The following is a 22,584-nucleotide window of genomic DNA, read 5'->3' as shown; positions in this document are numbered from 1 at the left end:
GCCCCTCCTGCTGTGCGCCTTTATCAACCCCCCGCGGTTAATAAAGGCGCACAGCAGATTCCTCCAATCCGGAAAAGAGCCACCATGCGCCTTATCGTCGGATACCTCGCCACACCCAGCGGTAAAGACGGGCTGGTCCTCGGGGCCCAGCTCGCGCGCAGTCTCGGCGCGCAACTCGACATCTGCATGGTCCTCCCACCGGATCGGACACTGCCGGCCAAGGTTCCCTCGGAAGCCGGCTACGACGACATCCTCGCCGCGCGTGCCCACGACTGGCTCGCCGAGGCGAAAGCGTCGGTGCCCGAGGACATCCAGGTGGAAGTACACCTGAGCTTCCACGAGTCGTTCGCTCAGGGCCTGCTCGACGAAGTGGACCGACTGAATGCGCTCGCGATCGTGGTGGGAGCTTCCGGCGACGGTTTGCTCGGCCGTCACGCGATAGGTTCGGTCTCGACCGAACTGCTTCACTCCGCCCATGTCCCGGTAGCACTGGCGCCTCGCGGAACGCGGCACTCGGCGGCCACTGCTATACGAGAGGTCACCTGTGCACTCGGCACCCGTGTCGGCGCCGACATCGTCTTGAACACCGCCGTGCGCGCCAGCGAACTGATGCAGGTTCCGCTGCGACTGGTCTCACTGGTAGCGCTCGACCCCCAGAACGATCTGCGCGATCATCGCGACACCGCCGAGTCGGCCAGGGAGCGTGCACGAAATCACGCTCAGGACACACTCGACGTCGCAAGAGCCGCGCTCCCCGCGGAGTTCCCCATCGAGGTCATCATCGCCGACGGGTCTACCGTGGAATCGGCAGTGCGTCAACTGGACTGGCAGGACGGCGATCTCGTGATGGTCGGTTCAAGTCGCCTCGCCCAGCCCCGCAAACTTTTCCTGGGCTCGACCGCCGCCAAGATGCTGCGCGTACTGCCCGTACCCATGGTCGTAGTGCCCAAGCACGAATTCACCCAGCCGGAGGCACTGTCATGACCAGCACCGAACTGAGTTCCAAAGGCCTCGCCACCGGCAAGATCGGCATGATCTCCGGCGCGGTGCTCGGAATCTCCTCCGTGGCACCGGGTTACACCCTGACGGCCAGCATCGGATTGATCGTCGCCGCGGTCGGTCTCAAGATGCCCGCCATCTTCATCGCCGGCTTCATCCCGATGTTCCTCACCGCGTACGCGTACCGCGAACTGAACTCCGACACTCCTGACTGCGGAGCGTCATTCACGTGGTCCACCAAGGCATTCGGACCGTACGTCGGCTGGATGTGCGGCTGGGGCATGGTGATCGCCACCATCATCGTGCTCTCGAACCTCGCTGCAATTGCCGTCGACTTCTTCTATCTGTTCATCGCGCGGGTGGCCGACAATCCCTCCATCGCCGATCTGCCGGGCAATAAATTCGTCAACGTCGGCACCACACTGGTGTTCATCGCGTTGGCCACCTGGATTGCCAGTCGGGGAATCACTACCAGCGAGCGCGTACAGTTCGCGCTCGTCGGCTTCCAGATGGTGCTGCTGGTCGTCTTCGCCGTCGTTGCACTGGTTCACGTCGGCGCCGGCGACGCCCCGGCCGGATTGTCCTTCGACCTGAGTTGGTTCAACCCGTTCAGCGGACTCGCCATCGGTGCGTTTGTCATCGGACTCACCGGATCGATCTTCGCGTTCTGGGGCTGGGATACCTGTCTCACGCTGGGCGAGGAGTCGAAGAACCCCAAGAAGACCCCCGGCCGCGCCGGTTTGCTCTGTGTCGCAACCATTCTCCTTACCTACCTGCTGGTCGCCGTTGCCGCGATGATGTACGCCGGCGTCGGCGAGGAAGGCCTCGGCCTCGGCAATCCCGACAACTCCGAGAACGTCTTCGGCGCTCTGGCCGACCCGGTCCTGGGCAACTGGGGCGGAATGCTTCTGTTCCTCGCGGTCTTCGTCTCTTCAGTCGCCAGCCTGCAGACCACGTTCCTGCCCGCGGCACGAACCATGCTCGCCATGGGTGCATACGGAGCTTTCCCCAAGAAGCTCGCCGAGGTCTCGCCTCGGTTCCTGGTGCCGTCGTACGCGACCGTCGTGGCAGGCGCGGTAACCGCAGTGTTCTACAGCGTCGTCACGTTCCTGTCCGAAAGTGCTCTGCTCGACACGATCGCCGCACTCGGCATCATGATCTGCTGGTACTACGGCATCACCGCATTCGCGTGCGTGTGGTACTTCCGCAAGACGCTTTTCGAGAGCGTACGAAACTTCGTCTTCCGGCTCGCGTTCCCACTCATCGGTGGCCTCATGCTGCTTGCGGTGTTCGTCATTTCGGTCCAGGAGAGTATGAATCCGGACAATGCCAGCGGAGCATCCATCGGCGGAATCGGCCTGGTCTTCTTCCTCGGCTTCGGAATCCTCATCCTCGGCGCGGTCCTGATGATGGTCATGCGAGTGCGCAATCCCGAGTTCTTCGAGGGCAAGACCCTCAACCGCGACACGGAGGCTCTGCGCGACGAGAACGACCTCAGCGTGTCCTAGGAGACAGTAGATTCGGGGGCCTGCGCGATCAGGCCCGCCATCAACACGCGCAAGCCGAATTCGAAGGCGGCGTCGGCACGTTCGGGATTTTTCCCGGACGTTGCCAACGCCGCCTTCATCGCGTCGTTGGCTTCGGGTCCCGACGCCCACTGGACGTCCGGCGCCGCCAGGTCCAGGGCCGAACCGAGAACAAAACTGTCGACGGTCGTGATCGCGTGCAGTGTTTCGGTCGGGTCGAAGCCACCATCGGCAAATGCCTGCGCCAATGCGTTGTAGAGGGTGAACGCCACACCGGCCTGCACCGTCTGGGCCGTGAAGAGCGGAATCAGACGAGGATGCGCGGCGTAGCTTCGCCGGTACTCGGCTGCCAGCGCCGCGACGGTCTCACTCCAGGTCCCCGAGGCCGACTCGACGTCGATTCCTGCCATCAACTGCGCCCTCATCAGTTCGACGATCTCGGCTCGTCCGGAAACGTGGTTGTAGAGCGAGGACGGTCGAACCTTCAGTCTTGCGGCGAGTCCCGGCATGGTGAAGTCGCCGGATTCGTCCACCGACTCGATCGCTGCCTCGGTGATGATCGCCGGTGAGAGCAGTCGTTGCGATGGCCGCGGCATATGTCCTCCTGTAGTGATCCATACCGTTCGGGGCGCTGCAAAAAACAATTCCTCGAAAGTCCTTGATCAATCAGCGCTCACCCACCATACTTAACGAATCACATTCGTTTTACGTTGAACGTCGAATACCCGAGCACCGAGGAAACCCCATGCTGACGATCACCGCCCTCACCCCACCCGAGTCACCGGCCGCGACTTCGCCGTCCACGTCCACCCCTCTGCGTGTAGGTCTCGTCCAACATCGCTGGCACGAGGACCAAGACGACCTCCACGCTGAATTGAGCGAAGGCATTGCGTCCGCAGCGAAGCTGGGCGCTTCCGTGGTCTTTCTTCCGGAGCTGACGCTCAGCCGCTACCCCGCTTCCACCCCGGCCGGCGACAATCCCGGACGCGCGGCGGAAGACCTGCTCACCGGACCCACTTTCGCCTTCGCCACCAAGGCCGCCGCGGAGAACCAGGTTCTCGTTCACGCGTCGTTGTACGAGCGCAGCGACGCCGAGGACGGCCTGGGTTTCAACACCGCGATCCTGGTCTCGCCCGGGGGTGAACTTCTCGGTCGTACCCGCAAGCTCCACATTCCGGTGACGGCCGGGTACTACGAGGACACGTACTTTCGCGGCGGTCCGTCCGTGGACGCATACCCCGTTCACGAGGCACTCGGCGCCAAGTTCGGACTCCCGACATGCTGGGACGAGTGGTTCCCCGAGGTCGCACGTGCATACTCCCTCGCCGGTGCCCAGGTCCTCGTGTACCCGACGGCGATCGGCTCGGAACCCGATCACCCGAACTTCGACACCCAACCGCTGTGGCAGCAAGTGATCGTCGGAAACGGTATCGCCAACGGCACTTTCATGGTTGTCCCCAATCGCCACGGCAGTGAAGGTCTCATCACCTTCTACGGTTCGTCGTTCATCTCGGACCCGTACGGACGCATCCTCGTTCAGGCTCCGCGCGACGAATCAGCCGTCCTGGTCGCAGATCTCGACCTGCAGCACCGTGAAGACTGGCTTGCGCTGTTCCCGTTCCTGGCCACTCGCCGACCCGACACCTACTCGGCCCTGACCGCACCGGTGAACACTGCAGGAGCCAACCGATGACCTGGCGCATGCCCGCGGAAAGTGAGCCGCACGAACGTACCTGGATGGCGTACCCGAGCGCCGGATACTCTCTCGGGGACACCGCGGAAGAACAGCACGAAGCGCGCTCGACGTGGGCGGCCGTCGCCCACGCCGTCGCCGAATTCGAGCCGGTCACCGTCGTCGTCGATCCCGCCGAAGTCGAAGAAGCACGAAAGTACCTGTCCGAGAAGGTCGACATCGTCGAGGCACCTCTCGACGACGCGTGGATGCGCGACATCGGGCCGACGTTCGTCCTGTCCGACGAAGGCCGTCTCGGCGGAGTCGACTGGGTGTTCAACGGCTGGGGTGCACAGGATTGGGCGCAGTGGGACAAGGACTCGAAGATCGGCGCATTTGTCGTCGAACAATCCGGTGCCCAGTTGATCGACTCACCAATCGTCAACGAGGGCGGCGGTATTCAAGTCGACGGTCTCGGCACCGTCTTGGTCACCGAAACCGTCCAACTCGATCCGGGACGAAACCCCGACCTGACGAAGGCCGACATCGAGGCCGAACTCGCCCGCACCATCGGCGCCAAGCACGTGATCTGGCTTCCCCGCGGGTTGACCCGCGATCAGGAGACCTACGGAACGCGCGGACACGTCGACATCGTCGCTGCCATCTCTTCCCCCGGAGTGGTACTCGTCCATGACCAACGCAATCCGGTGCACCCCGACTACGCCGTCAGCAAGACGATCATCGAGTTGTTCGAAAGCTCGACGGACGTCGGCGGCCGGCCGTGGAAGGTCATTCGGGTACCCGCTCCCGAAATCCTGCGCGACGACGAGGGATTCGTCGACTACAGCTACATCAACCATCTCGTGGTCAATCGCGGAGTGATTGCCTGCAGCTTCGACGATCCGGCCGACGCCGAAGCGGCCCGGATCCTTGCGGCCGCCTACCCCGGGCGCACCGTCGTCACCGTCGACGCCAGACCGCTGTTCGAACGTGGCGGCGGCATCCACTGCATCACCCAGCACCAGCCCGCTGAACAAGACTGACGGCCGGAATCAGCGGCGACCTCGCATGTAGTCACTCACGACCGCGGCGCCGAGGCCGTCCAGGTCCGGCGCGATGACGCGTCCACCCACACGGTGCGCCATCCGGTCGACCACCCTGGCCAGACCTGGATCCTCACCGAGGCGGAAGAACGTGACCTTGGCGCCCAGCCTGGCCACCGCGTCGAGTGCTCGAACCGTCAAACCGAGGGTTCGCGCACTCGGCGGGTAGTCGAACCTGGCTTCTCCGTCCGCTTCGAGATGAGCCGTCGGCTCACCGTCCGTGACGATCAATACCACCGGCTGTGCATTGGAATGGCGTCGAAGGTGTCTGGCCGCCAACAACAGTGCGTGGTGCAGGTTGGTTCCCTGGTCCCACGCGCCGTCCAAACCGGCGAGCTCCGACGGGCTCAGTACGTGCGCGTGGCGTCCGAAGGCGATCAACTGGAGTTCGTCGCTGCGAAACCGCGTGCTCACCAGATGATTGAGTGCCAGAGCGGTGCGCTTCATCGGCACCCAGCGATCCTCCATCACCATCGAGAACGACGTGTCCACCAACAGAGCCACAGCAGCCTGACTACGCTGCTCGGTTTCGGCCACCTCGACATCGACGACGCTCAGCCGCACCGGCATTCGGCCCGGGTCACGTAGGACGGCGTTGGTGATGGTTCTCGTGACGTCCCACGGTTCGGTGTCCCCGAACTCCCATTCGCGGGAAGCTCCGGTCGGTTCGCCCATCGCACCGGCCCGACGCGTATCGCGTTGGCCGGTTCGCGACGACAGTTGCCCGGCGACATCGCGCAGAGCAGTCTGCCCGAGCTGTCGCATGGCTTTGGGCGACAAGCGCCATTGACCATCCGGTGAACGATCGAAGAAACCCTGTTCCTGCAAAGCCTTTTCGAGATCGGCCAGGGTGCGAGCATCAGCGGCGGCTTCGTCGCCGAGTTGCCGCGCGAGTAGCTCGGGGTCGATGTCGTCGAGCGCCGCGCCCGCGTATTGCTGCGACAGTTGATCCGCCAAGGATTCCAGCTCGGCGATGTCCTGCAGGGCACCGGTCCCCTCACCCAACCCCATTCCGTTGTCGCCGCGGAACTGTTGCGAACCTTCCCAGTCCTCACCCGGCCGAGCCGCCTGAAGGAACTGGTCGAGTTGACTCAGCTCACTCATCAGGCTCGGATCACCGAACGCCTGCTGCGCCAACGCATCCAACTCGTCACGCTGCTCCTGCGAGAGCGAGTTCCGCAATCGTTGTGCAGCCGCCGCGCGCTGCGCCAAAGAATCCAGAAGTTCGTCGACGTTGCGCGGGTTGTCCGGGAAATACTGCCCGTGCTTGTCTATGAAGTCCGCGAACTGCTCCGCAGTGTCGACGCCCCGAGAGTGCGCGTCGAGCAAGTGATTCAGATCAGCCAGCATCTGGCGTATCTGCTCACGATCCTCGTCGGTGGCGCCCTCGAGTGCCTGCTTCATTCCCGAGAAGCGTTGATCGAGGACCTCTCGCCCGAGCAGATCACGAATCTTCTCGTAATCCGCGCGCGCCTGTTCGCTGCGCCAGTTGTAGTCGGCCAGATCTTGCACGGCCTGAGCTGTCGACGGCGGTAACTCCTCGATCCGCATTTCGTTGAATCGTGCGTCGTCGTCGAGAGCACGTGCCAGTTCTTTGCGCTCTTCGAGCACCGCCTTGTCGAGAAGCTTGCGAACCTCGTCGAGAGTTCCGTCGAGATTGTTGCGGCGCAGCAACTCGCGTCGACGCCGGTTCGCCTGGGCGGCAAGGTCGTCGAGCCCGCGCATGTCCCGGTTGCCTCGGCGCAGGAGCTCTCGGAGGGCATGGCGCGGCGACGTGCCCGACAACACGTCGTCGCCGATTGCTGCCAGGGCCTCGCGCAGATCCACGGGAGGCGCCAGCGGATCGGGACCACCGTCGTAAGGCCCGTACCGCGGATTGTGGATCATCACTGCCCCTTACGAATACACCGAGCGGCCGCCCGGGCCTTGATCTTTGGAGATCCGGCGCGCGAGGTAAAGCCCTTCGAGGGCAAGTTCGGCACCGGCGGCACGCTCGCCGTCGGATTGCGCGCCGAGGCGTTCGGCTACTTCGTCCAGGACCTCGAGGTCCGGAAGCTCGTCGAGAAATGCCTTGGCCGTGACAGATTCACCGGTGACGATCGTGTTGCCCATCTCCACCGCAGCAACCAGCATCCCCAGGTCGATCCCGCCGAGACGTACCCGAACCGTATCGGCCGTCGCGCGACGCAGCAGGTGCTCGAGCACCTCCAGTTCTCGTCCCTCTTCACCGGATTCGAACTCGACCTTGCCGCGAAGAACCTCGACCACGGACTCGAGATCGACGGGCCGTGCAACAGGATCGGCTTCGCCGAGCACCGCTGCCCGTCGTACCGCGGCGGCACTGACGGTTTCCGCGCCGGCGACGGCAAAGCGTGCCGACACACCCGATCGCTGGTCCACCGAGGTGGATTCGCGTAGCAAGCGCGTGAACCTGGCAAGAATTTCGAGAAGGTAGTCAGGCACCTCCGCGGCCAGGTGCGCCTCCTGCTCGATCACCGCGATCTCGCCCGCCAACTCGACGGGGTAGTGAGTGCGGATTTCTGCGCCGAAGCGGTCCTTGAGCGGTGTGATGATGCGCCCGCGGTTGGTGTAGTCCTCGGGGTTGGCGCTCGCGACCAGAAGAACGTCCAACGGAAGCCGAAGCGTGTACCCGCGGACCTGGATGTCCCGCTCTTCCATCACGTTGAGCAAGGAGACCTGGATGCGCTCGGCGAGGTCGGGAAGCTCGTTGATGGCCACGATTCCGCGATGCGCGCGGGGCACGAGACCGAAGTGAATGGTCTCCGGATCACCGAGGCTCCTACCTTCGGCCACCTTGACCGGGTCGACATCTCCGATCAGGTCGGCGACCGAGGTGTCCGGCGTCGCCAACTTCTCGGAGTACCGCTCGCTGCGATGGCGCCAGGCGATCGGGAGGTCGTCGCCCAGTTCCTTGGCTCGACGTATCGAAGCCGGGGTGATCGGCTCGTACGGGTGCTCCCCCAGTTCCGAGCCTTCGATGACGGGCGTCCACTCGTCGAGCAGGAGCCCGAGAGTGCGAAGCAGCCTCGTCTTTCCCTGACCTCGTTCGCCGAGCAGAACCACGTCGTGGCCGGCGATCAGCGCCCGCTCGAGTTGCGGGGCGACCGTGTCCTCGAACCCGACTATCCCGGGCCAGGGGTCACGGCCGTCCCGCAACGCGGCGAGAAGATTCTCTCGTAGTTCTTCCTTGACACTTCGCTGTACGTGTCCGGAGGCGCGTAGCTCTCCGAGGGTTTTTGCGACAGTCACCACTCCACGCTACGAGTGTTTTCGGGGTTTCGCCTCTCGCCGAGGAAGTTCGGTCGCTCAGCCCTCGATGTTCTCGGGATTCATCCAGATGATTTCCCAGATGTGGCCATCGGGATCCTGGAAGCTGCGGCTGTACATGAAGCCGTGATCCTGCGTCGCGTTTCCTTCGGAACCGCCGGTCTCGAGCGCCTTGTCGACGAGGGCGTCGACGGCCTCACGGGTCTCGGCCGAGAGACCGAGCAGCGCTTCCGTCGACGTCGAGGTGTCGGCGATGCCCTTGGCGGTGAAGGTCTTGAAGAAGGGCTCGGCCAACAGCATCACGACGATGGTGTCACTGATGACCATCGACGACGCATTCTCGTCGGAGAACTGCGTGTTCTTGGAGTATCCGAGGCCCTCGTAGAAGGTGGTGGCCTTGCCGAGGTCCTTGACGGGCAGGTTGAGGAAGAACATCGGCTGCGGGTTTGTCGCCATGAAAGGTCCTTTCCGAGACTTTGCTGTGCGCCTTTATTAACCGCCGGCGGTTAATAAAGGCGCACAGTAGACCTAAACTCCACCCATGGATACCTGGGTGTTGCCCGCCATGCTCGGCCTCGGACTCGCCGCAGCGTCCGGAATGCGAACCTTCCTGCCCCTGCTGATGCTCAGCGCTGCCGTCCACTTCGAACTGTTCGGGATCACCGTCGGCGAGTCGATGCGGTGGATCGGATCGACCGGCGCGCTGGTGGCATTGGCAATCGCCGCGGTGGTCGAACTGGGTGCCGACCTCATTCCGTTCGTGGACAACGCACTCTCGGTGATCGGGAACGTCACGGGGCCGATCGCCGGAGTGATCGCCGCCTGGGCGGCATTCAGTCATCTCGACCCTGCGATGGCCGCGTTGGCGGGCATCATCGTCGGAGCGCCGACGGCGTTGACGTTCAGCGCCGCGCAGACCGGCACTCGCGCGGCCAGTACGGCCACTACCGGTGGGCTGGCAAATCCCGTCGTTTCCGTCATCGAGGATGTGCTGACTTTCTTCACTTCCTTGATCGCGATGATCTTGCCGCTCCTGATCATTCCCCTGCTCGCCGCGCTCTTGTGGTTCAGCTGGCGTGGCTGGCGTCGTGTCCGGAGTCTGCGCACCGCCTGACCGCATCGACCTGGTAGACAAGTCGTCATGTCCGACACCGAGATCTCGTTCCAATCCGGCGACGTCACCCTGTACGGGAGTCTTCGCCTGGCAGCCTCACCCGACTCCCCGGCGCCGGCCGCGCTGATTCTGGCCGGCAGTGGCCCCACCGACCGAAACGGCGACAGCGCACTCCTCGAAGGCGATATCGGAACCCTCCGTTTCATCGCGGATCTCCTTGAGAATCAGGGCATTTCAAGTCTGCGTTACGACAAGCTCGGCAGCGGCGAAACCGCACTCGGCGACTACGAGATCGAGGACATCGCCGATCTCGGCTTCAACACTTTTTTCGACGCCGCCTCCGACGGACTTGACTACCTCGCCGGGCAACCCGGTGTCGATCCCGAGCGCTTGTTCATGGTCGGACACAGCGACGGCGCCGTAGTCGCGCTAGCACTTGCCACCGCGAAGGAGGGCGCCAGAGTCAGTGCCCTCGCACTGCTCGAGCCACTGAGCGTCAGACTTCTCGATCTACTCACGACGCAGATTCACCGTCAGCTCGATGCGGTCGTCGGCGCCGGTCAGTTGCCGGTCGAACTGGCTGACGAACTGCGCGTCGCGCTCGCCGATGCCGTCGAGTCGCTGCGATCCGAAGGCACTGTTCCGGATGACCTGCCCGAGCCGCTGCAGAATGCGGGACTCGTACACGCCAACGCCAAGGCACTCGCCGAGGAAGACGCATTGGACCCGGTTGCGCTCGTGGCGGCGCTACCGGCGGGCATGCCCGTTCTCACGAGCTGCTCGGACAAAGACATCCAAGTCATTCCCGCCGATGTCGCGGCACTCGACGCCGCGCTCTCACATACAGCGCTGACTTCCGTGCGGATGCGCAACGCCAACTTCGTACTCAAGGACATCGGCGACGAACAGTCCACCGGGGCCGACTACGTCGCGCCGCTCCCGTACTCGGCAGAGTTCTCGGAGCCCTTCACAGCGTGGGTCCGCTCGTTCTCCTGATCACGTACAGACCGAACGTCCTCTTTTTCAGGTAGAAAGTTCCCTCCGCGAACCATCGCGGAGGGAATTCTGCTTTCTACGCCTGACCTGCAATGAAGACTCTTTCAATCCGGCGAACCTGGGGACAGAAGTCACCCGGAGTTTACGTTCGCGGCGCTTTTTATTGGTGCGAACCCTCGATCCGTGCTGTACGGTCATCCATTAACCAGCAACGCCACACAGAAAGGAACGGACATCATGTCGCTACACCCGCACGTCGTATCCGTACCTTCGTGGCGCAGCTGCACCGCAGACAAGCACATTTTTTCGGCCGCAATGTCGGCCAAGCACATGGGCAACAAGCGCGGTGTACCCCGAGAATGATCCCCAGTTTCACCGGATTCGTTCTCGGGCACCCAGGGCAAACGCCTCGGGTGCCTTTTCTTTTACCTTTCACACGCAGGAGCACCACATGAAACTTCGAGTCAACCAACTGTCCATCGCGCCGCCGTATGTCGATCTGCCCGGTGACCTCACCGGATACGCCGTCACCCTGGATCTTTCACACTCCGATGCGGCCCACGAAGCTACCCTCGGCGCATTGATCAGCGAGATCCGCAGTCGCGGAGCCTCACGCGTCGTCATCACCGGCTCACCGCGCGAACTCCAGGGCACCCACAGCAGCGCCGCCTGAAAGACCCGGGCGGCCTGAATGCAGAACGGGCCCCGAACTCCCGTTGAGGAGTCGAGGCCCGCTACCGACGTAGGAGTCAGTGCGCGAAGTGGCGCGCACCGGTCAGATAGAGAGTGACACCGGCTTCCTTGGCTGCGGCAATCACTTCGTTGTCGCGAACCGAACCACCCGGCTGCACAACAGCCTTGACGCCGGCGTTGAGCAGCACCTGCAGACCGTCAGGGAACGGGAAGAACGCGTCCGAAGCTGCAACCGAACCTACGACGCGGTCACCGGCTCGCTGAACAGCCAGATGCGCTGCGTCGACGCGGTTGACCTGGCCCATGCCGACGCCGACAGAGGCACCGCCGGAGGCCAGCAGGATCGCGTTGGACTTCACCGAACGGCTGGCGCGCCAAGCAAATTCGAGGTCAGCGAGAGTCTCGGCATCGGCAGCCTCACCGTTGGCGAGGGTCCAGTTGGCCGGGTTGTCGCCGTCGGCGTCCAGGACGTCGCGCTGCTGGAGCAAGGTACCGCCGGAGATCGGACGCAGTTCGATTCCGGTAGCGGTCGGAGCGGCTGCCTTCAGAACACGAATGTTCTTCTTACGCTGCAGAACCTCGACAGCTCCGTCTTCGTACGAGGGCGCGATGACGACCTCGGTGAAGATGTCGGCGATCTGCTCGGCCAGTTCGACGGTGACCTCGCGGTTGGCAGCGATCACACCACCGAAAGCACTGACCGGATCGCATGCATGCGCCTTGCGGTGGGCGTCGGCGATGTCGGTGCCGATGGCGATGCCACACGGGTTGGCGTGCTTGATGATTGCGACGGCCGGATCAGTGAAGTCGTACGCTGCGCGCCACGCTGCGTCGGAGTCCGTGTAGTTGTTGTACGACATCTCCTTGCCGTGCAACTGCTCCGCCTGAGCCAAACCTGCAGGCGCAGCCGGGTTTTCGTACAGCGCAGCGTCCTGGTGCGGGTTCTCGCCGTAGCGAAGAACAGCGCTGCGGTTCCAGGTCGCACCGACCCAGGCCGGGAACAGCGAACCGTCCTCGTCAGCGGCGATCGTGCTCGTCATCCAGCTCGCAACCGCGACGTCGTACGACGCAGTGTGCTGGAAAGCCTGCGCTGCAAGCACAGTGCGCTCACGCAAGGTGAATCCGCCACCGGCAACGGCAGTCAGGACGTCGGCGTACCGAGCCGGATCGACCACGACGGCAACCGACGGATGGTTCTTGGCTGCAGCACGCACCATCGACGGGCCGCCGATGTCGATCTGCTCGACGCACTCGTCCGGGCTAGCGCCCGAGGCAACCGTCTCGGTGAAGGGGTACAGGTTCACGACGACCAATTCGAAGGTCGCGATGCCGAGTTCCTCGAGCTGAGCGAGGTGATCCGGCTTGCGGGTATCGGCGAGAACGCCGGCGTGGACGCGCGGATGCAGCGTCTTCACACGGCCTTCGAGGCATTCCGGGAATCCGGTCAGAGCCTCGACCGGGGTCACGGGGATTCCGGCGTCGGCGATCTTCGACGCGGTCGAACCGGTCGAGACCAACTCGACACCGGCCTCGTGCAGGCCCGTGGCCAGCTCGATCAGACCACTCTTGTCGTAGACGCTGACAAGTGCACGGCGCACAGCCTTGCGTTCACTCACTGGGGATCACGGCCTTTCGTCCATCGGAAACCACTCCGCGCGTAGCAACAGCGGCGATGACGTCCGCCAACAACCGTCGCTCCACAATTTTGATGCGTTCATGCAACGAAGACTCGGTGTCGTCGTCATGCACCGGCACAGCTTCCTGCGCCAAGATCGGCCCGGTATCAACTCCGCCGTCGACGAGATGCACCGTGGAACCGGTGACCTTCACGCCGTACGCCAGAGCGTCGGGAACCGCGTGCGCGCCGGGAAAGGCAGGCAGCAACGCGGGATGAGTGTTGATGATTCGGCCGCCGAAACGCGCGAGAAAGCTGGGGCCGAGGATTTTCATGAAGCCTGCACTGACCACGAGATCGGGTTCGTACTCGGCCACTGCTGCTGTCAGCGCCTCGTCCCAGGCGGCACGATTTTCGTAGGTCTTGATCGAGACCTTGAAGGACGGGATCTTCGAATCCGCAGCGTGCTCGGCGGCGAGGCAGTCACGATCTACACCGACGGCAACGATCTCGGCGGGGTATCCCTCGGCATGCGAAGCGTCGATCAGCGAAGTCAGCAGGGTTCCCGCGCCGGAAGCGAGTACGACTACCCGCGCGACCGAGTCGCGAAATTGGACCCTGTCGGGCATTGTCGGCTGCGGATTGTCGGCCGAGGCAGTCAGCGCACTACTCCTGAGAACTGGAAGATGATGCGGCCGGAGTATCGGCCGCATGACAGCCTAGTCGCTGGACTCCTGCGGCTTCGAGGGCAGGTCGGTCTCCGGCTCGGCCCCGGCTGTGGGGTCCGCCTCGGGTGCCGCGACAACCTCCGCGTCGACTACTTCGATCTCGACGGTTTCCTCTGTCACTACCTGCACGGGTTCGCCTGATTCTTCGACAAACTCGGCTTCGACGACCTTGGTCACTACCACCGCAGATTCCTGGGCGAGCACTTCGTCGGCGTTTTCGTCGTCCTCGCCATCCGTTGTGGCCGCGGCCGTGATCGCAAGTTCGGGCTCGGATGCTCGAGCCGGTTCAGCCGTCGGCGGCGCAACCTCGTCCTTCATGTGTCCGCGGTGTGAGAACCACATCGCGAACAGCGCCGAGACGGTTCCGAACAATCCCAGCCACGCAAAAGTCAGAAGACCGAAGCCCCACCACAGGACCTCGACGGTGCCGAACTGCCCGAGGTCTCCCCCCGCAGCAAGGGCAAGCAGAGCCATGACGACGCCGGCACCGGCAGCTGCCGTCAGCACCGCGAGCACACTGTCCTGCCCGGCGATGCGTCGAGCGCAATCACGGCCGAGCATCACACCCACCGCAGCCGGAACGATCAACAGCACCGGCCAGATTCCGCCGGCGACGCCTTCCGGAACCGCTCCGAGAAGGGGCAACGGTGGCAGATCTCCACCGATGTTGCCGAACACGCTGATGGAGACGTTGCCGAAATCGGCCGTCGATCCCGTCATCACCGCGGCTGCACCGACCACGAGGTTCGGCAGATAGAGCAGCGACAACACCGTCAATCCCAGCACGCCGACAAACCCGTTGCCTCGTGCGAGTAGGTCACCGACCGTCGACCACGACACGAGTAGTGACACCACGACGGCCACGGCGCCCGCAGCCAGCAGCGCTGCCGACGCGGCCGCGGCCGGACGAACAGCGGCAGATGCCCACGGCGGAATCTCGGCGACGACGCGATCCCAGTGCGCAGCAGCAACACCGACGGACGCGGCGATCAGGTGAATCCCGGCGACCCAGCCGAAAGCGGCCAACGTGTTGGGGCTCGACAGCGGAATTGCCGCGGAGGCGTCGGCGACAACGGCGAGAGCGATTGCCGTGATAGTCAACGGCCCGGCTACTGCCGCCCCCACCAGGCGGAGGGTGTCGTCACGGGAGTCGGTGTGCACCGCAGTCGACGCGCATCGGCGTGCAACCACCCACATCATGACGGCCGTCGGAAGCAATGGCAGTACACCGAGTTGGACGCCGCTGATAGTCGCCGGCACCTGGTGGATGACCAACCAGGTGGTGGCAATGGCGCCGAAGGTTCCGGTCAGGTCGCTGCTCGCCGATACCAAAGTGACCACGACGACAGCCGCGATCAGCAGCATCGTCAGGCCCGACGGTCGGAAGGCGACGGTCAGCAGCTTGCGCGCCAGGTCCGGGTTCGGTCCCGGGCGACCGCCGCCGACGCGGCCGCTGCCAGTACGACCACGTCCGGGTCGTGAGGACGTGGGACGGGACCGGGTGCCATCAATCAAAGAACTCATCCCCTCGAGGGTTTCACTCGACAGTGCGCCGCGCACTCAGGCGCGCCGTCGGGCTCACGGAATGTGGCCTCCACCCGCAGCGGGTCGGAGGCCACATTCATGTTCGTGAAACGAAGAAGTACTACTGCTGACGCTCGTCGGGGTTCTGCGAGCCGAAGACCTTGGTCTCGGCCGCGGAATCGCTGCTGCCCTGGTCAGGTTCCGCAGACGGCGTCGGCGCTTCGAAGGTAGGCGGCTCGAAGCCCGTCGGCTGCTCGGTCGAGCCAGTCTGCTGCTGGTTGTACGGCTGGCCGTAACCGCGTGGAGCGGTGAACTGATCCGACGAGTAACTCGGGTTCGGCTGACTCGCGGGCTGAGAGGTCAGCGGATAGTAAGACGACGTCGTCGCGGCCGACGAGTCGGTCTGTCCGGGATTCTGCACAGGGTTCTGACCGTAGGGAGGCGCAGTCTGGCCGTAAGGCTGCGAAGCGGTCGGGTCTGTGGGGGCGGCGTGCGCTCCCCCGTATCCCTGCTGCTGCGCCTGCCCGTACTGCGGATTCTGCTGGTACTGGCCCGGCTGCTGAGCCTGCTGAGGCTGGCCGTACTGAGCCTGTCCGTATCCCTGTGGCTGACCGGGCGCCTGCCCCGGCGCCTGGCCCTGGGGCTGGCCGTAAGGCTGCTGCTGACCGTACTGCTGAGCTACCGGTCGGGGCGCGGGCGCCTTCAGAATTCCGATCTCGAACAACAACGCGGCGACTGCGACGACGGTCTGCACGAACGAGAGGATCAGCACGATGATCAGGCCCCAACCGAGGCTGATGTCGACGTAGTCGCTGGTACCGACGGAGAACGCGGCGAACACCAAAGCGAAGAAACCCGTGAGGGTGAGCGCTGCGGCAATGCCTGCATACGACTGCTTCGGGAGCAGCGAGACGCCTGCGACCACACCGCCGGCGAAAACGAATCCGAGGCCGTAGATGCTCGATTCGAAGAAACTCGAACTGGTATCCAGGCCGCTACCGATGCCGCTGCTGCTTCCACTGATCGACGTGAAGGGCGCAAAACCGAGCAGGAAATTGATCAGGCCGAGTGCCGCGACGGCGATGAGCAGGATGAATCCGAGATTCTTGGTTCCACCGCCCGCTGCCGGCTGATTCGGTGGCCCGAAGCTGGGCCCTTGCGGCGTGAACGTCATGACTTCTCCTCGTAGACGGTCTTCGATGGTTACCAGCGTATGTGTCTCGACTTCGCACGCTAACACCGACAGGAGACAATGGGCAGATGCCCTTCACCCTCGCGCCCGGCGCCGACCACGTCGTCGAAACCGAGGTGAAGCACTCACGATTCATCGCCGCGCTTCACCGGGTAGACGACGCCGAAGCCGCCACGGAGTTCGTCGCGGAGCAGAAATCGCTGTATCCCGATGCGCGCCATCATTGTTCGGCTTTCGTGATCGGATACGAGGCGAACTCACGCGTCGAGCGTGCACACGACGACGGTGAACCGGGCGGCACTGCCGGGGTGCCGATGCTTCAAGTTCTCAAGTCTCGAGATCTGGTCGATGTGATTGTTGTCGTCACGCGCTATTTCGGCGGAATCAAGCTCGGCGCCGGTGGATTGGTCCGCGCGTATTCGGGAGCGGTCTCGGTGGCTCTCGATTCGGCCGAGCTTGTGGCCAGGGAGAGAAAGGTCCTGCGCACTTTGGCGATCCGGCACTCAGAGGCCGGTCGGGTGGAAGCGGAGCTGAGAGCGCGGGGCGTCTCGGTGCTCGGAACTACGTATGGATCGAAGGCGGTGATGACGCTCGCCGCCGGTGACGCCGACGATCTCGATTCGATCGTCGCATCCATCACATCCGGTGCCGGGCAGTTGGAACCTGCCGGGTCGATGTGGGTCGATACCACTGTGCGTGGTTAAGGAGTCCGGAGACTCCCTAACCACGCACGGGGACGAAGCCCCTTACAGGGACTGAAGAATCTCGCGAGCGAGAGCAGCGGTAGCGGACGGCGTCTTGCCGACCTTCACGCCTGCAGCTTCGAGAGCTTCCTGCTTTGCCTGAGCAGTTCCCGAGGAACCGGAGACGATGGCACCGGCGTGGCCCATGGTCTTGCCTTCGGGAGCGGTGAAGCCTGCCACGTAGCCGACGACCGGCTTGGTGACGTTGGCCTTGATGTAATCGGCTGCACGCTCTTCGGCGTCGCCACCGATTTCACCGATCATCACGATGACCTTGGTCTCGGGATCCTTCTCGAACGCCTCGATGGCGTCGATGTGGGTGGTTCCGATGACCGGGTCGCCGCCGATGCCGATGGCGGTGGAGAAGCCGAAGTCACGGAGTTCGTACATCATCTGGTAGGTCAGGGTGCCCGACTTGGAGACCAGGCCGATGGGGCCGGTGCCTGCAATGTTGGCGGGCGTGATGCCGACGAGGGCCTCACCCGGGGTGATGATGCCGGGGCAGTTCGGTCCGATGATGCGCGTCTTCTTGCCCTTGGACTCGTTGTACGCCCAAGCGTAAGCGGAGTCCTGAACCGGGATGCCCTCGGTGATGACCACGAGGAGCGGGATCTCCGCGTCGATGGCCTCGACGATGGCGTCCTTCGAGAAGGCCGGGGGAACGAATGCGATGGAGACGTCTGCGCCGGTCTCCTTGATTGCCTCTTCGACCGTCGCGAAGACGGGGAGCTCGACAGGGGAACCGTCAGCTGCAACGTGCGAGACCGTGGTGCCGGCCTTGCGAGCGTTGACGCCGCCGACGACCTGGGTGCCGGCCTTGAGCATCAGAGCGGTGTGCTTGGTGCCCTCGCCGCCGGTGATGCCCTGGACGATGACCTTTGAATCCTTGGTGAGGAAGATTGCCATTGTTCTGTGAGTCCCTTACTTCGCTGCGTGAGCGAGTTCGGCGGCCTTGTCGGCGGCCTCGTCCATGGTTGCGACGACCGTGACCAGCGGGTGGTTGGCCTCGGCGAGGATGCGACGACCCTCTTCGACGTTGTTTCCGTCCAGGCGAACGACGAGCGGCTTGTTGGCCTCGTCACCCAGGGTCTTCAGTGCGCCGACGATGCCGTTGGCAACTGCGTCACACGCGGTGATGCCGCCGAAGACGTTGACGAACACGCTCTTGACCTGTGCATCGTTGAGGATGACATCCAGGCCGGCAGCCATGACTGCAGCGGAAGCTCCGCCGCCGATGTCGAGGAAGTTGGCGGGCTTGACGCCACCGTGGTTCTCGCCGGCGTATGCGACGACGTCCAGCGTGGACATGACCAGGCCTGCGCCGTTGCCGATGATTCCGACCTCACCATCGAGCTTGACGTAGTTGAGGTCGTTTTCCTTGGCCTTGAGCTCGAGGGGATCGGTAGCGTCGCGATCCTCGAATGCCTCGTGGCCGGGCTGACGGAACGCTGCGTTCTCGTCGAGGGTGACCTTGCCGTCGAGGGCGAGGATCTGATCGTCAGGCGTACGAACGAGGGGGTTGACCTCGACGAGGAGTGCGTCTTCGCCGATGAAGACCTCCCACAGCTTCTGGATCGTCACGGCCGCTGCGTCGAGCACCTCTGCGGGCAGCTTTCCTGCCTCGGCGATGCTGCGCGCGAACGCGAGGTCGACGCCCTTGACTGCGTCGACGGGGATCTTGGCGAGAGCGTCGGGGTTCTCCTCGGCGGTGACCTCGATCTCGACGCCACCCTCTACCGAGCACATGGCCAGGTAGGTGCGGTTGGTGCGGTCGAGCAGGAAGGAGATGTAGTACTCCTCGGCAATGTCACTTGCCTCTGCGACCAGCAGCTTCTTGACGACATGGCCCTTGATGTCCAGGCCCAGGATTGCCTCGGCGTTTGCCACTGCGGCATCCACGTCGGGCGAGTACTTGACGCCACCGGCCTTGCCGCGGCCGCCTACCTTGACCTGTGCCTTCACCATCACGGGCTTACCGATTTCTTCGGCAATCTCGCGTGCGCCGGCGACTGTGTCTGTAACACGTCCAGCCGAAGTCGGCACTCCGTGCTTGGCGAAGAGTTCCTTCGCCTGGTATTCGAAGAGATCCATCTGCTCACCGTCTCGTCTGCGTTGTCACCCGCTCGAGGGGTAGGAGCGGGTCTGTTCTGGACTTTAACCAGTTGCCGCGTTCGGTTTGCGCCCGCATTGATGCTATGTGGCCCAAGTCACGCGCAATTGCCCGATGAGGCACGCCTCACCGATTCGGCAAGGTGGCCACACCGAATTTGTCAAGCATCAGTCTCACTGATTCTTGCGCTCGAGAACGCTGCAACGAGAAGCAACACTATGCCCGTGGCCGCTGTGATCGCACCCACCCCCACGGTTGCGTCCGATATGCGCGATGACGTGAGTGGCCACTCACCGACGTACACCAGAGCTGCCACGGCAGATCCGATCAGCAATGCCGCGCCCCGCGACGGCCGCGCGGACGCTGCGATCACAGCGGCGATCACGACGGTGACGCCGACGAGCAGTTGACCCCAGACGTCAATTCCCCACGGCCACTCCAGAACTGAGGCCGCCGTATAGGTGTCGCCCTGATAGAGGGGAAGCGCGGTTCCGATCAGGACAGCGACGGCGCCGATCCCACCGACGAGAAGCACCAGCCCTCTCGAACCGCCACCTACCGACGTGTCGACATCCTCACGCTCGGCGCTTCCCGCCAGCCAGACGAGCAGTCCCGTCGCCGCAGCGAGGAAAGCCGCGCCGCAGAGCACGAAGGCACCGGCCCCCAACCCGACGCCCGGTACGTCCGTGGCGATGACAGCCGACTGCATGACAGCGGCGACTCCCATCACGACCGTGGTCCACAACACGCCGACGGCCGGCCGCACCACCGCGGCGCGGCCCGGGGCGAACAAGCCCAGACCGGCGACCATCAGTACAGCAGCCGCGAGCAGGACAACTCGAGACGAGAGCATGGACGGTTCGGGGATGTTCTCCGGCAACGACAGGACCGGAAGTGCCACGCCCAGGGCTGCCACTGCTGCGGTGACAACTGCGCCGATACCGGCAACGCGGTGAAGTCTGTTCACCCGCGCTTGCGCCGCCCGGGACTGAGCCACCATCGCCGCTTTCAGCGCACCCTTTGTCGTCTTCGCGGGTGCGCGAACCACACTTTCAGCGGGAATCCCATCTGTTTCACGCCTGGAAGCGAGGTAGGGAGCTGAAACTCCGATCACGGCGATGACCACGGCGGCCAGTGCCCCGACCACCGATCCCGAACCGACGCCGATCCGATCGCCGGCCGCGAACCCAGCCATCACCCTGGTTCCACTGACTGCGAGTGCGCCGAGACCGACACCGATCAGGGCGCCGCAGCCCACCGGTAGCGAGATGGACGTCAATGCCGCCGCGACCGCAACGAGTACCGCGACGCCGACCAATCCCGTACCGACGGCGGTAGCCGCCGCCGAGTCGACGAGCGGTTTGACCAGAAAGATCGGATCCTGCGAACTGAAGGAAGGACCGAACAGGGAGAGCACGAACACCACCGCGGCCAGAATCAGCAGCGCTGTCGGCCACCCACCGATCCGCCCGCCAACCGATCGCCCGTCGAATTCCGCGGCGCGAGCGCTGCCGTATCCGTCCCGCTCCGATTCACGGTGGACGACCATGAAGCCGAGGACACCAGACACCACAAGAAGTCCGTGGCCCGCGAGCGCGAGATAAGCGCCCGGACCCGCATCGATCGAACCCGCCGAAATCGGACGGAAAAGGTCCAAGCGGTTTGCATCGATTGCGTCGACGAACAACTGAACGTCGAGGATCGCCGCGCCGAGGGACACCGCGCCGATACCTGCCAGGAGTCCACCTGCGAAGGCGGGCCTGCGCCCCGAGGTGAGCACCGCAACCAGCGGCACGACGATCGTGCAGACGGCAGCGAAGAGAGCGGCGGAAGCAAGAGCCCCCGTCGTGTCGACCCCGCGGGCACTCCCGACTCCGACGACGGGACTGGCTGCCACTCCGACGGCACCGAGCAGTCCGATTACCGCCGCGAGTGGCGCCCCGGACTTCACTCCGGGGTCGTCGAAACGCGCCTGCGACGTAGTTCCAGGTGTTGTGGACACTCGATCGACGGTAGTGCCTGAATGGACCGGTGATCCGGTTGTGACACGCGTGATCACGAAACGAGATGATTCGTCCGTTTTGCCCGGATCGACATATTCCCAGGTCAAGCTGTGAGGCACGTCACATAATCGGACAGGTTTCCGCTACGGCTTGCGCCCATCGCAATCATTTCGTTACCGTCAGTCGGTCTAAGTCACGGGCTGATCACGAACTCGAGGAGAGAACCGGCATATGCATCACCGCAGCCAGTTCACCGCTAGTAGGTTCTCGAACTCAGCTCCAGACGAGGTCACGACCACTTATCCAACGCACTCGGCCAGGCGTTACACCGAGACCAAAAGTTCTGAGATCTCTACCGATATGTTCACTCGAAATTCATCCCCCACGTCGTCAGATTCCGACTCTCACGAGTTCGTCGAGTCCGACGTGATCAGCACCCCCACTTACGCCACCTCCGCACCGACAGTCGATGTCGAATCTCCGGTTCGCCGCAGCGGTGCTCACCGACTCCCCACCCCTCCCTCCGCTCTCAAGGGCCGCGCCGCCGTTCTGGCAGTTGCAGCCGGCGCGGTTGTCGCCGCGGGCCAGGCAGTTGTCAACGACGGTTCCTCTTCTGCCGCCGACCACTCGGAAGTTGCACTCGCCAACGAGTCCTCCGCGATCGGTACCACCGCAGAACCGCAGGCCGCTCAGTTCGCTCCGGCCACCTCCACGGCAGCCACCACCGAGGCCGACGCTCCGCAGGTCCTCAACGTCGCAGCGCCGACCGACCTCTCCCAGTTCAGCAACCTGCTTGCCAAGGGCCAGCGTTTCAGTGACGAGCGCGCAGCACGCGAAGCCGCTGCCCGTCGCCCGCTGTTCGTCCTGCCGGCAGTGGGCACGTTCACGTCCAACTTCGGCACCCGCTGGGGCACCCTGCACGCCGGCGTCGACATCGCCGCCCCGATCGGGACGCCCATCGTCGCCGTCGCCGACGGCAAGGTCATCGATTCAGGTCCGGCTTCCGGGTTCGGCATGTGGGTACGCCTACAGCACGCAGACGGAACGATCACCGTCTACGGCCACATCGACACGTCCACCGTCACGGTCGGTCAGCAGGTCATGGCCGGAGACCAGATCGCCACTGTCGGCAACCGCGGCTTCTCCACCGGCCCTCACCTTCACTTCGAGGTTCATCTCGCCGGCGAGAACAAGATCGATCCCCTCCCCTGGCTCGCCTCACGCGGCATCAGCCTCGGCGTCGAGCAGGACTGATCGCAAGCCCAACGCTTCTGATGA

General features: G+C 64.0%; 20 protein-coding genes. 9 read left to right on the top strand and 11 right to left on the bottom strand.

Annotated elements, in window-relative coordinates:
* Window positions 1-84: 84 nt before the first annotated feature.
* Both P3G66_RS04850 and P3G66_RS04845 read left to right on the top strand, forming a co-directional pair.
* Entirely contained in the window at window positions 85-984 is a 900-nt protein-coding gene (locus tag P3G66_RS04850) for a universal stress protein (protein WP_007727555.1), read from the top strand.
* The gene (locus tag P3G66_RS04845) at window positions 981-2,507 is read left to right on the top strand and encodes an APC family permease (RefSeq protein ID WP_003946397.1); all 1,527 of its coding nucleotides are present in this window, start codon (window positions 981-983) and stop codon (window positions 2,505-2,507) included. Before P3G66_RS04850 ends, P3G66_RS04845 begins: the two co-directional genes overlap by 4 nt.
* Here P3G66_RS04845 and P3G66_RS04840 read toward each other — a convergent pair.
* On the bottom strand, window positions 2,504-3,121 hold the full coding sequence (locus P3G66_RS04840) for a TetR/AcrR family transcriptional regulator C-terminal domain-containing protein (RefSeq protein ID WP_030536334.1): 618 nt from the start codon (window positions 3,119-3,121) through the stop codon (window positions 2,504-2,506). The two genes, P3G66_RS04845 and P3G66_RS04840, sit on opposite strands and share 4 nt — an antisense overlap.
* Window positions 3,122-3,270: 149 nt before the next feature.
* Here P3G66_RS04840 and P3G66_RS04835 point away from each other — a divergent pair, with 149 nt between their 5' ends.
* Together P3G66_RS04835 and P3G66_RS04830 are read left to right on the top strand one after the other, a co-directional pair.
* Window positions 3,271-4,218, top strand: coding sequence for a nitrilase-related carbon-nitrogen hydrolase (locus P3G66_RS04835; RefSeq protein ID WP_081558236.1), 948 nt, complete (start codon window positions 3,271-3,273; stop codon window positions 4,216-4,218).
* A complete protein-coding gene (locus P3G66_RS04830; RefSeq protein WP_047272567.1) occupies window positions 4,215-5,240 on the top strand; it encodes an agmatine deiminase family protein in 1,026 nt (341 codons plus the stop codon). The genes P3G66_RS04835 and P3G66_RS04830 overlap by 4 nt, the downstream gene beginning before the upstream one ends.
* 9 nt (window positions 5,241-5,249) lie before the next feature.
* Here P3G66_RS04830 and P3G66_RS04825 read toward each other — a convergent pair whose 3' ends face one another.
* Genes P3G66_RS04825 through P3G66_RS04815 form a run of 3 tightly spaced genes read right to left on the bottom strand, consistent with a single transcriptional unit; the run spans window position 5,250 to window position 9,044 of the window.
* Entirely contained in the window at window positions 5,250-7,187 is a 1,938-nt protein-coding gene (locus P3G66_RS04825; RefSeq protein ID WP_204855495.1) for a VWA domain-containing protein, read from the bottom strand.
* A 9-nt stretch (window positions 7,188-7,196) separates the two neighbouring features.
* Window positions 7,197-8,573: an ATP-binding protein gene (locus P3G66_RS04820; RefSeq protein WP_102999408.1), complete on the bottom strand. Its 1,377-nt coding sequence runs from the start codon at window positions 8,571-8,573 to the stop codon at window positions 7,197-7,199.
* 54 nt (window positions 8,574-8,627) lie between these two features.
* A complete protein-coding gene (locus tag P3G66_RS04815) occupies window positions 8,628-9,044 on the bottom strand; it encodes a VOC family protein (RefSeq protein ID WP_047272569.1) in 417 nt (138 codons plus the stop codon).
* 85 nt (window positions 9,045-9,129) lie between these two features.
* Between P3G66_RS04815 and P3G66_RS04810 the strand changes: the two genes are divergently transcribed.
* The 3 genes from P3G66_RS04810 (at window position 9,130) to P3G66_RS04800 (ending at window position 11,371) form a co-directional block, all read left to right on the top strand.
* Entirely contained in the window at window positions 9,130-9,702 is a 573-nt protein-coding gene (locus P3G66_RS04810) for a DUF4126 domain-containing protein (RefSeq protein ID WP_193595060.1), read from the top strand.
* 27 nt (window positions 9,703-9,729) lie between these two features.
* Entirely contained in the window at window positions 9,730-10,698 is a 969-nt protein-coding gene (locus P3G66_RS04805) for an alpha/beta hydrolase (RefSeq protein ID WP_276116262.1), read from the top strand.
* Between the two features lie 451 nt (window positions 10,699-11,149).
* On the top strand, window positions 11,150-11,371 hold the full coding sequence (locus P3G66_RS04800; protein ID WP_003946391.1) for a hypothetical protein: 222 nt from the start codon (window positions 11,150-11,152) through the stop codon (window positions 11,369-11,371).
* 76 nt (window positions 11,372-11,447) lie between these two features.
* On the opposite strand, the gene purH is transcribed toward P3G66_RS04800, so the two are convergent.
* The 4 genes from purH to P3G66_RS04780 form a co-directional block, all read right to left on the bottom strand.
* Complete coding sequence (purH, locus tag P3G66_RS04795) at window positions 11,448-13,007, bottom strand: bifunctional phosphoribosylaminoimidazolecarboxamide formyltransferase/IMP cyclohydrolase (protein WP_003946407.1); 1,560 nt, start codon at window positions 13,005-13,007, stop codon at window positions 11,448-11,450.
* On the bottom strand, window positions 13,000-13,635 hold the full coding sequence (gene purN / locus P3G66_RS04790) for a phosphoribosylglycinamide formyltransferase (RefSeq protein ID WP_003946386.1): 636 nt from the start codon (window positions 13,633-13,635) through the stop codon (window positions 13,000-13,002). Before purN ends, purH begins: the two co-directional genes overlap by 8 nt.
* 90 nt (window positions 13,636-13,725) lie before the next feature.
* Window positions 13,726-15,258 carry a DUF6350 family protein gene (locus P3G66_RS04785; protein WP_276116261.1) on the bottom strand — a complete coding sequence of 511 codons (1,533 nt, stop codon included), beginning with the start codon at window positions 15,256-15,258 and terminating at the stop codon, window positions 13,726-13,728.
* A gap of 121 nt (window positions 15,259-15,379) precedes the next feature.
* Complete coding sequence (locus P3G66_RS04780) at window positions 15,380-16,432, bottom strand: DUF5336 domain-containing protein (RefSeq protein ID WP_276116260.1); 1,053 nt, start codon at window positions 16,430-16,432, stop codon at window positions 15,380-15,382.
* Window positions 16,433-16,518: 86 nt separating this feature from the next.
* Between P3G66_RS04780 and P3G66_RS04775 the strand changes: the two genes are divergently transcribed.
* On the top strand, window positions 16,519-17,154 hold the full coding sequence (locus tag P3G66_RS04775) for a YigZ family protein (protein ID WP_003946418.1): 636 nt from the start codon (window positions 16,519-16,521) through the stop codon (window positions 17,152-17,154).
* Window positions 17,155-17,196: 42 nt separating this feature from the next.
* Here P3G66_RS04775 and sucD read toward each other — a convergent pair whose 3' ends face one another.
* The 3 genes from sucD to P3G66_RS04760 all read right to left on the bottom strand — a co-directional run bounded on the left by sucD (window position 17,197) and on the right by P3G66_RS04760 (window position 21,305).
* Entirely contained in the window at window positions 17,197-18,099 is a 903-nt protein-coding gene (gene sucD, locus P3G66_RS04770; protein WP_003946432.1) for a succinate--CoA ligase subunit alpha, read from the bottom strand.
* A gap of 15 nt (window positions 18,100-18,114) precedes the next feature.
* Window positions 18,115-19,284 carry an ADP-forming succinate--CoA ligase subunit beta gene (gene sucC, locus P3G66_RS04765; RefSeq protein WP_003946426.1) on the bottom strand — a complete coding sequence of 390 codons (1,170 nt, stop codon included), beginning with the start codon at window positions 19,282-19,284 and terminating at the stop codon, window positions 18,115-18,117.
* Between the two features lie 179 nt (window positions 19,285-19,463).
* Complete coding sequence (locus P3G66_RS04760; RefSeq protein WP_276116259.1) at window positions 19,464-21,305, bottom strand: hypothetical protein; 1,842 nt, start codon at window positions 21,303-21,305, stop codon at window positions 19,464-19,466.
* 232 nt (window positions 21,306-21,537) lie between these two features.
* Here P3G66_RS04760 and P3G66_RS04755 point away from each other — a divergent pair, with 232 nt between their 5' ends.
* Entirely contained in the window at window positions 21,538-22,560 is a 1,023-nt protein-coding gene (locus P3G66_RS04755; RefSeq protein ID WP_276116258.1) for a M23 family metallopeptidase, read from the top strand.
* The last annotated feature ends 24 nt before the right edge of the window (window positions 22,561-22,584 follow it).

The sequence above is a fragment of the Rhodococcus sp. C3V genome, assembly GCF_029269915.1.
GTDB lineage: Bacteria > Actinomycetota > Actinomycetes > Mycobacteriales > Mycobacteriaceae > Rhodococcus_F > Rhodococcus_F qingshengii.
This window is presented reverse-complemented; position numbering and strand designations above follow the sequence as displayed.

Excerpts from the sequence above, each read along its gene's own strand:
- purN (WP_003946386.1), bottom strand. The coding sequence starts at position 13,635 with ATGCCCGACAGGGTCCAATTTCGCGACTCGGTCGCGCGGGTAGTCGTA.
- P3G66_RS04835 (WP_081558236.1), top strand. The coding sequence starts at position 3,271 with ATGCTGACGATCACCGCCCTCACCCCACCCGAGTCACCGGCCGCGACT.
- sucD (WP_003946432.1), bottom strand. The coding sequence starts at position 18,099 with ATGGCAATCTTCCTCACCAAGGATTCAAAGGTCATCGTCCAGGGCATC.
- P3G66_RS04815 (WP_047272569.1), bottom strand. The coding sequence starts at position 9,044 with ATGGCGACAAACCCGCAGCCGATGTTCTTCCTCAACCTGCCCGTCAAG.
- sucC (WP_003946426.1), bottom strand. The coding sequence starts at position 19,284 with ATGGATCTCTTCGAATACCAGGCGAAGGAACTCTTCGCCAAGCACGGA.
- P3G66_RS04825 (WP_204855495.1), bottom strand. The coding sequence starts at position 7,187 with ATGATCCACAATCCGCGGTACGGGCCTTACGACGGTGGTCCCGATCCG.
- P3G66_RS04850 (WP_007727555.1), top strand. The coding sequence starts at position 85 with ATGCGCCTTATCGTCGGATACCTCGCCACACCCAGCGGTAAAGACGGG.
- P3G66_RS04775 (WP_003946418.1), top strand. The coding sequence starts at position 16,519 with ATGCCCTTCACCCTCGCGCCCGGCGCCGACCACGTCGTCGAAACCGAG.
- P3G66_RS04830 (WP_047272567.1), top strand. The coding sequence starts at position 4,215 with ATGACCTGGCGCATGCCCGCGGAAAGTGAGCCGCACGAACGTACCTGG.
- P3G66_RS04805 (WP_276116262.1), top strand. The coding sequence starts at position 9,730 with ATGTCCGACACCGAGATCTCGTTCCAATCCGGCGACGTCACCCTGTAC.
- P3G66_RS04840 (WP_030536334.1), bottom strand. The coding sequence starts at position 3,121 with ATGCCGCGGCCATCGCAACGACTGCTCTCACCGGCGATCATCACCGAG.
- P3G66_RS04785 (WP_276116261.1), bottom strand. The coding sequence starts at position 15,258 with ATGAGTTCTTTGATTGATGGCACCCGGTCCCGTCCCACGTCCTCACGA.
- P3G66_RS04800 (WP_003946391.1), top strand. The coding sequence starts at position 11,150 with ATGAAACTTCGAGTCAACCAACTGTCCATCGCGCCGCCGTATGTCGAT.
- P3G66_RS04810 (WP_193595060.1), top strand. The coding sequence starts at position 9,130 with ATGGATACCTGGGTGTTGCCCGCCATGCTCGGCCTCGGACTCGCCGCA.
- P3G66_RS04845 (WP_003946397.1), top strand. The coding sequence starts at position 981 with ATGACCAGCACCGAACTGAGTTCCAAAGGCCTCGCCACCGGCAAGATC.
- P3G66_RS04755 (WP_276116258.1), top strand. The coding sequence starts at position 21,538 with ATGCATCACCGCAGCCAGTTCACCGCTAGTAGGTTCTCGAACTCAGCT.
- P3G66_RS04780 (WP_276116260.1), bottom strand. The coding sequence starts at position 16,432 with ATGACGTTCACGCCGCAAGGGCCCAGCTTCGGGCCACCGAATCAGCCG.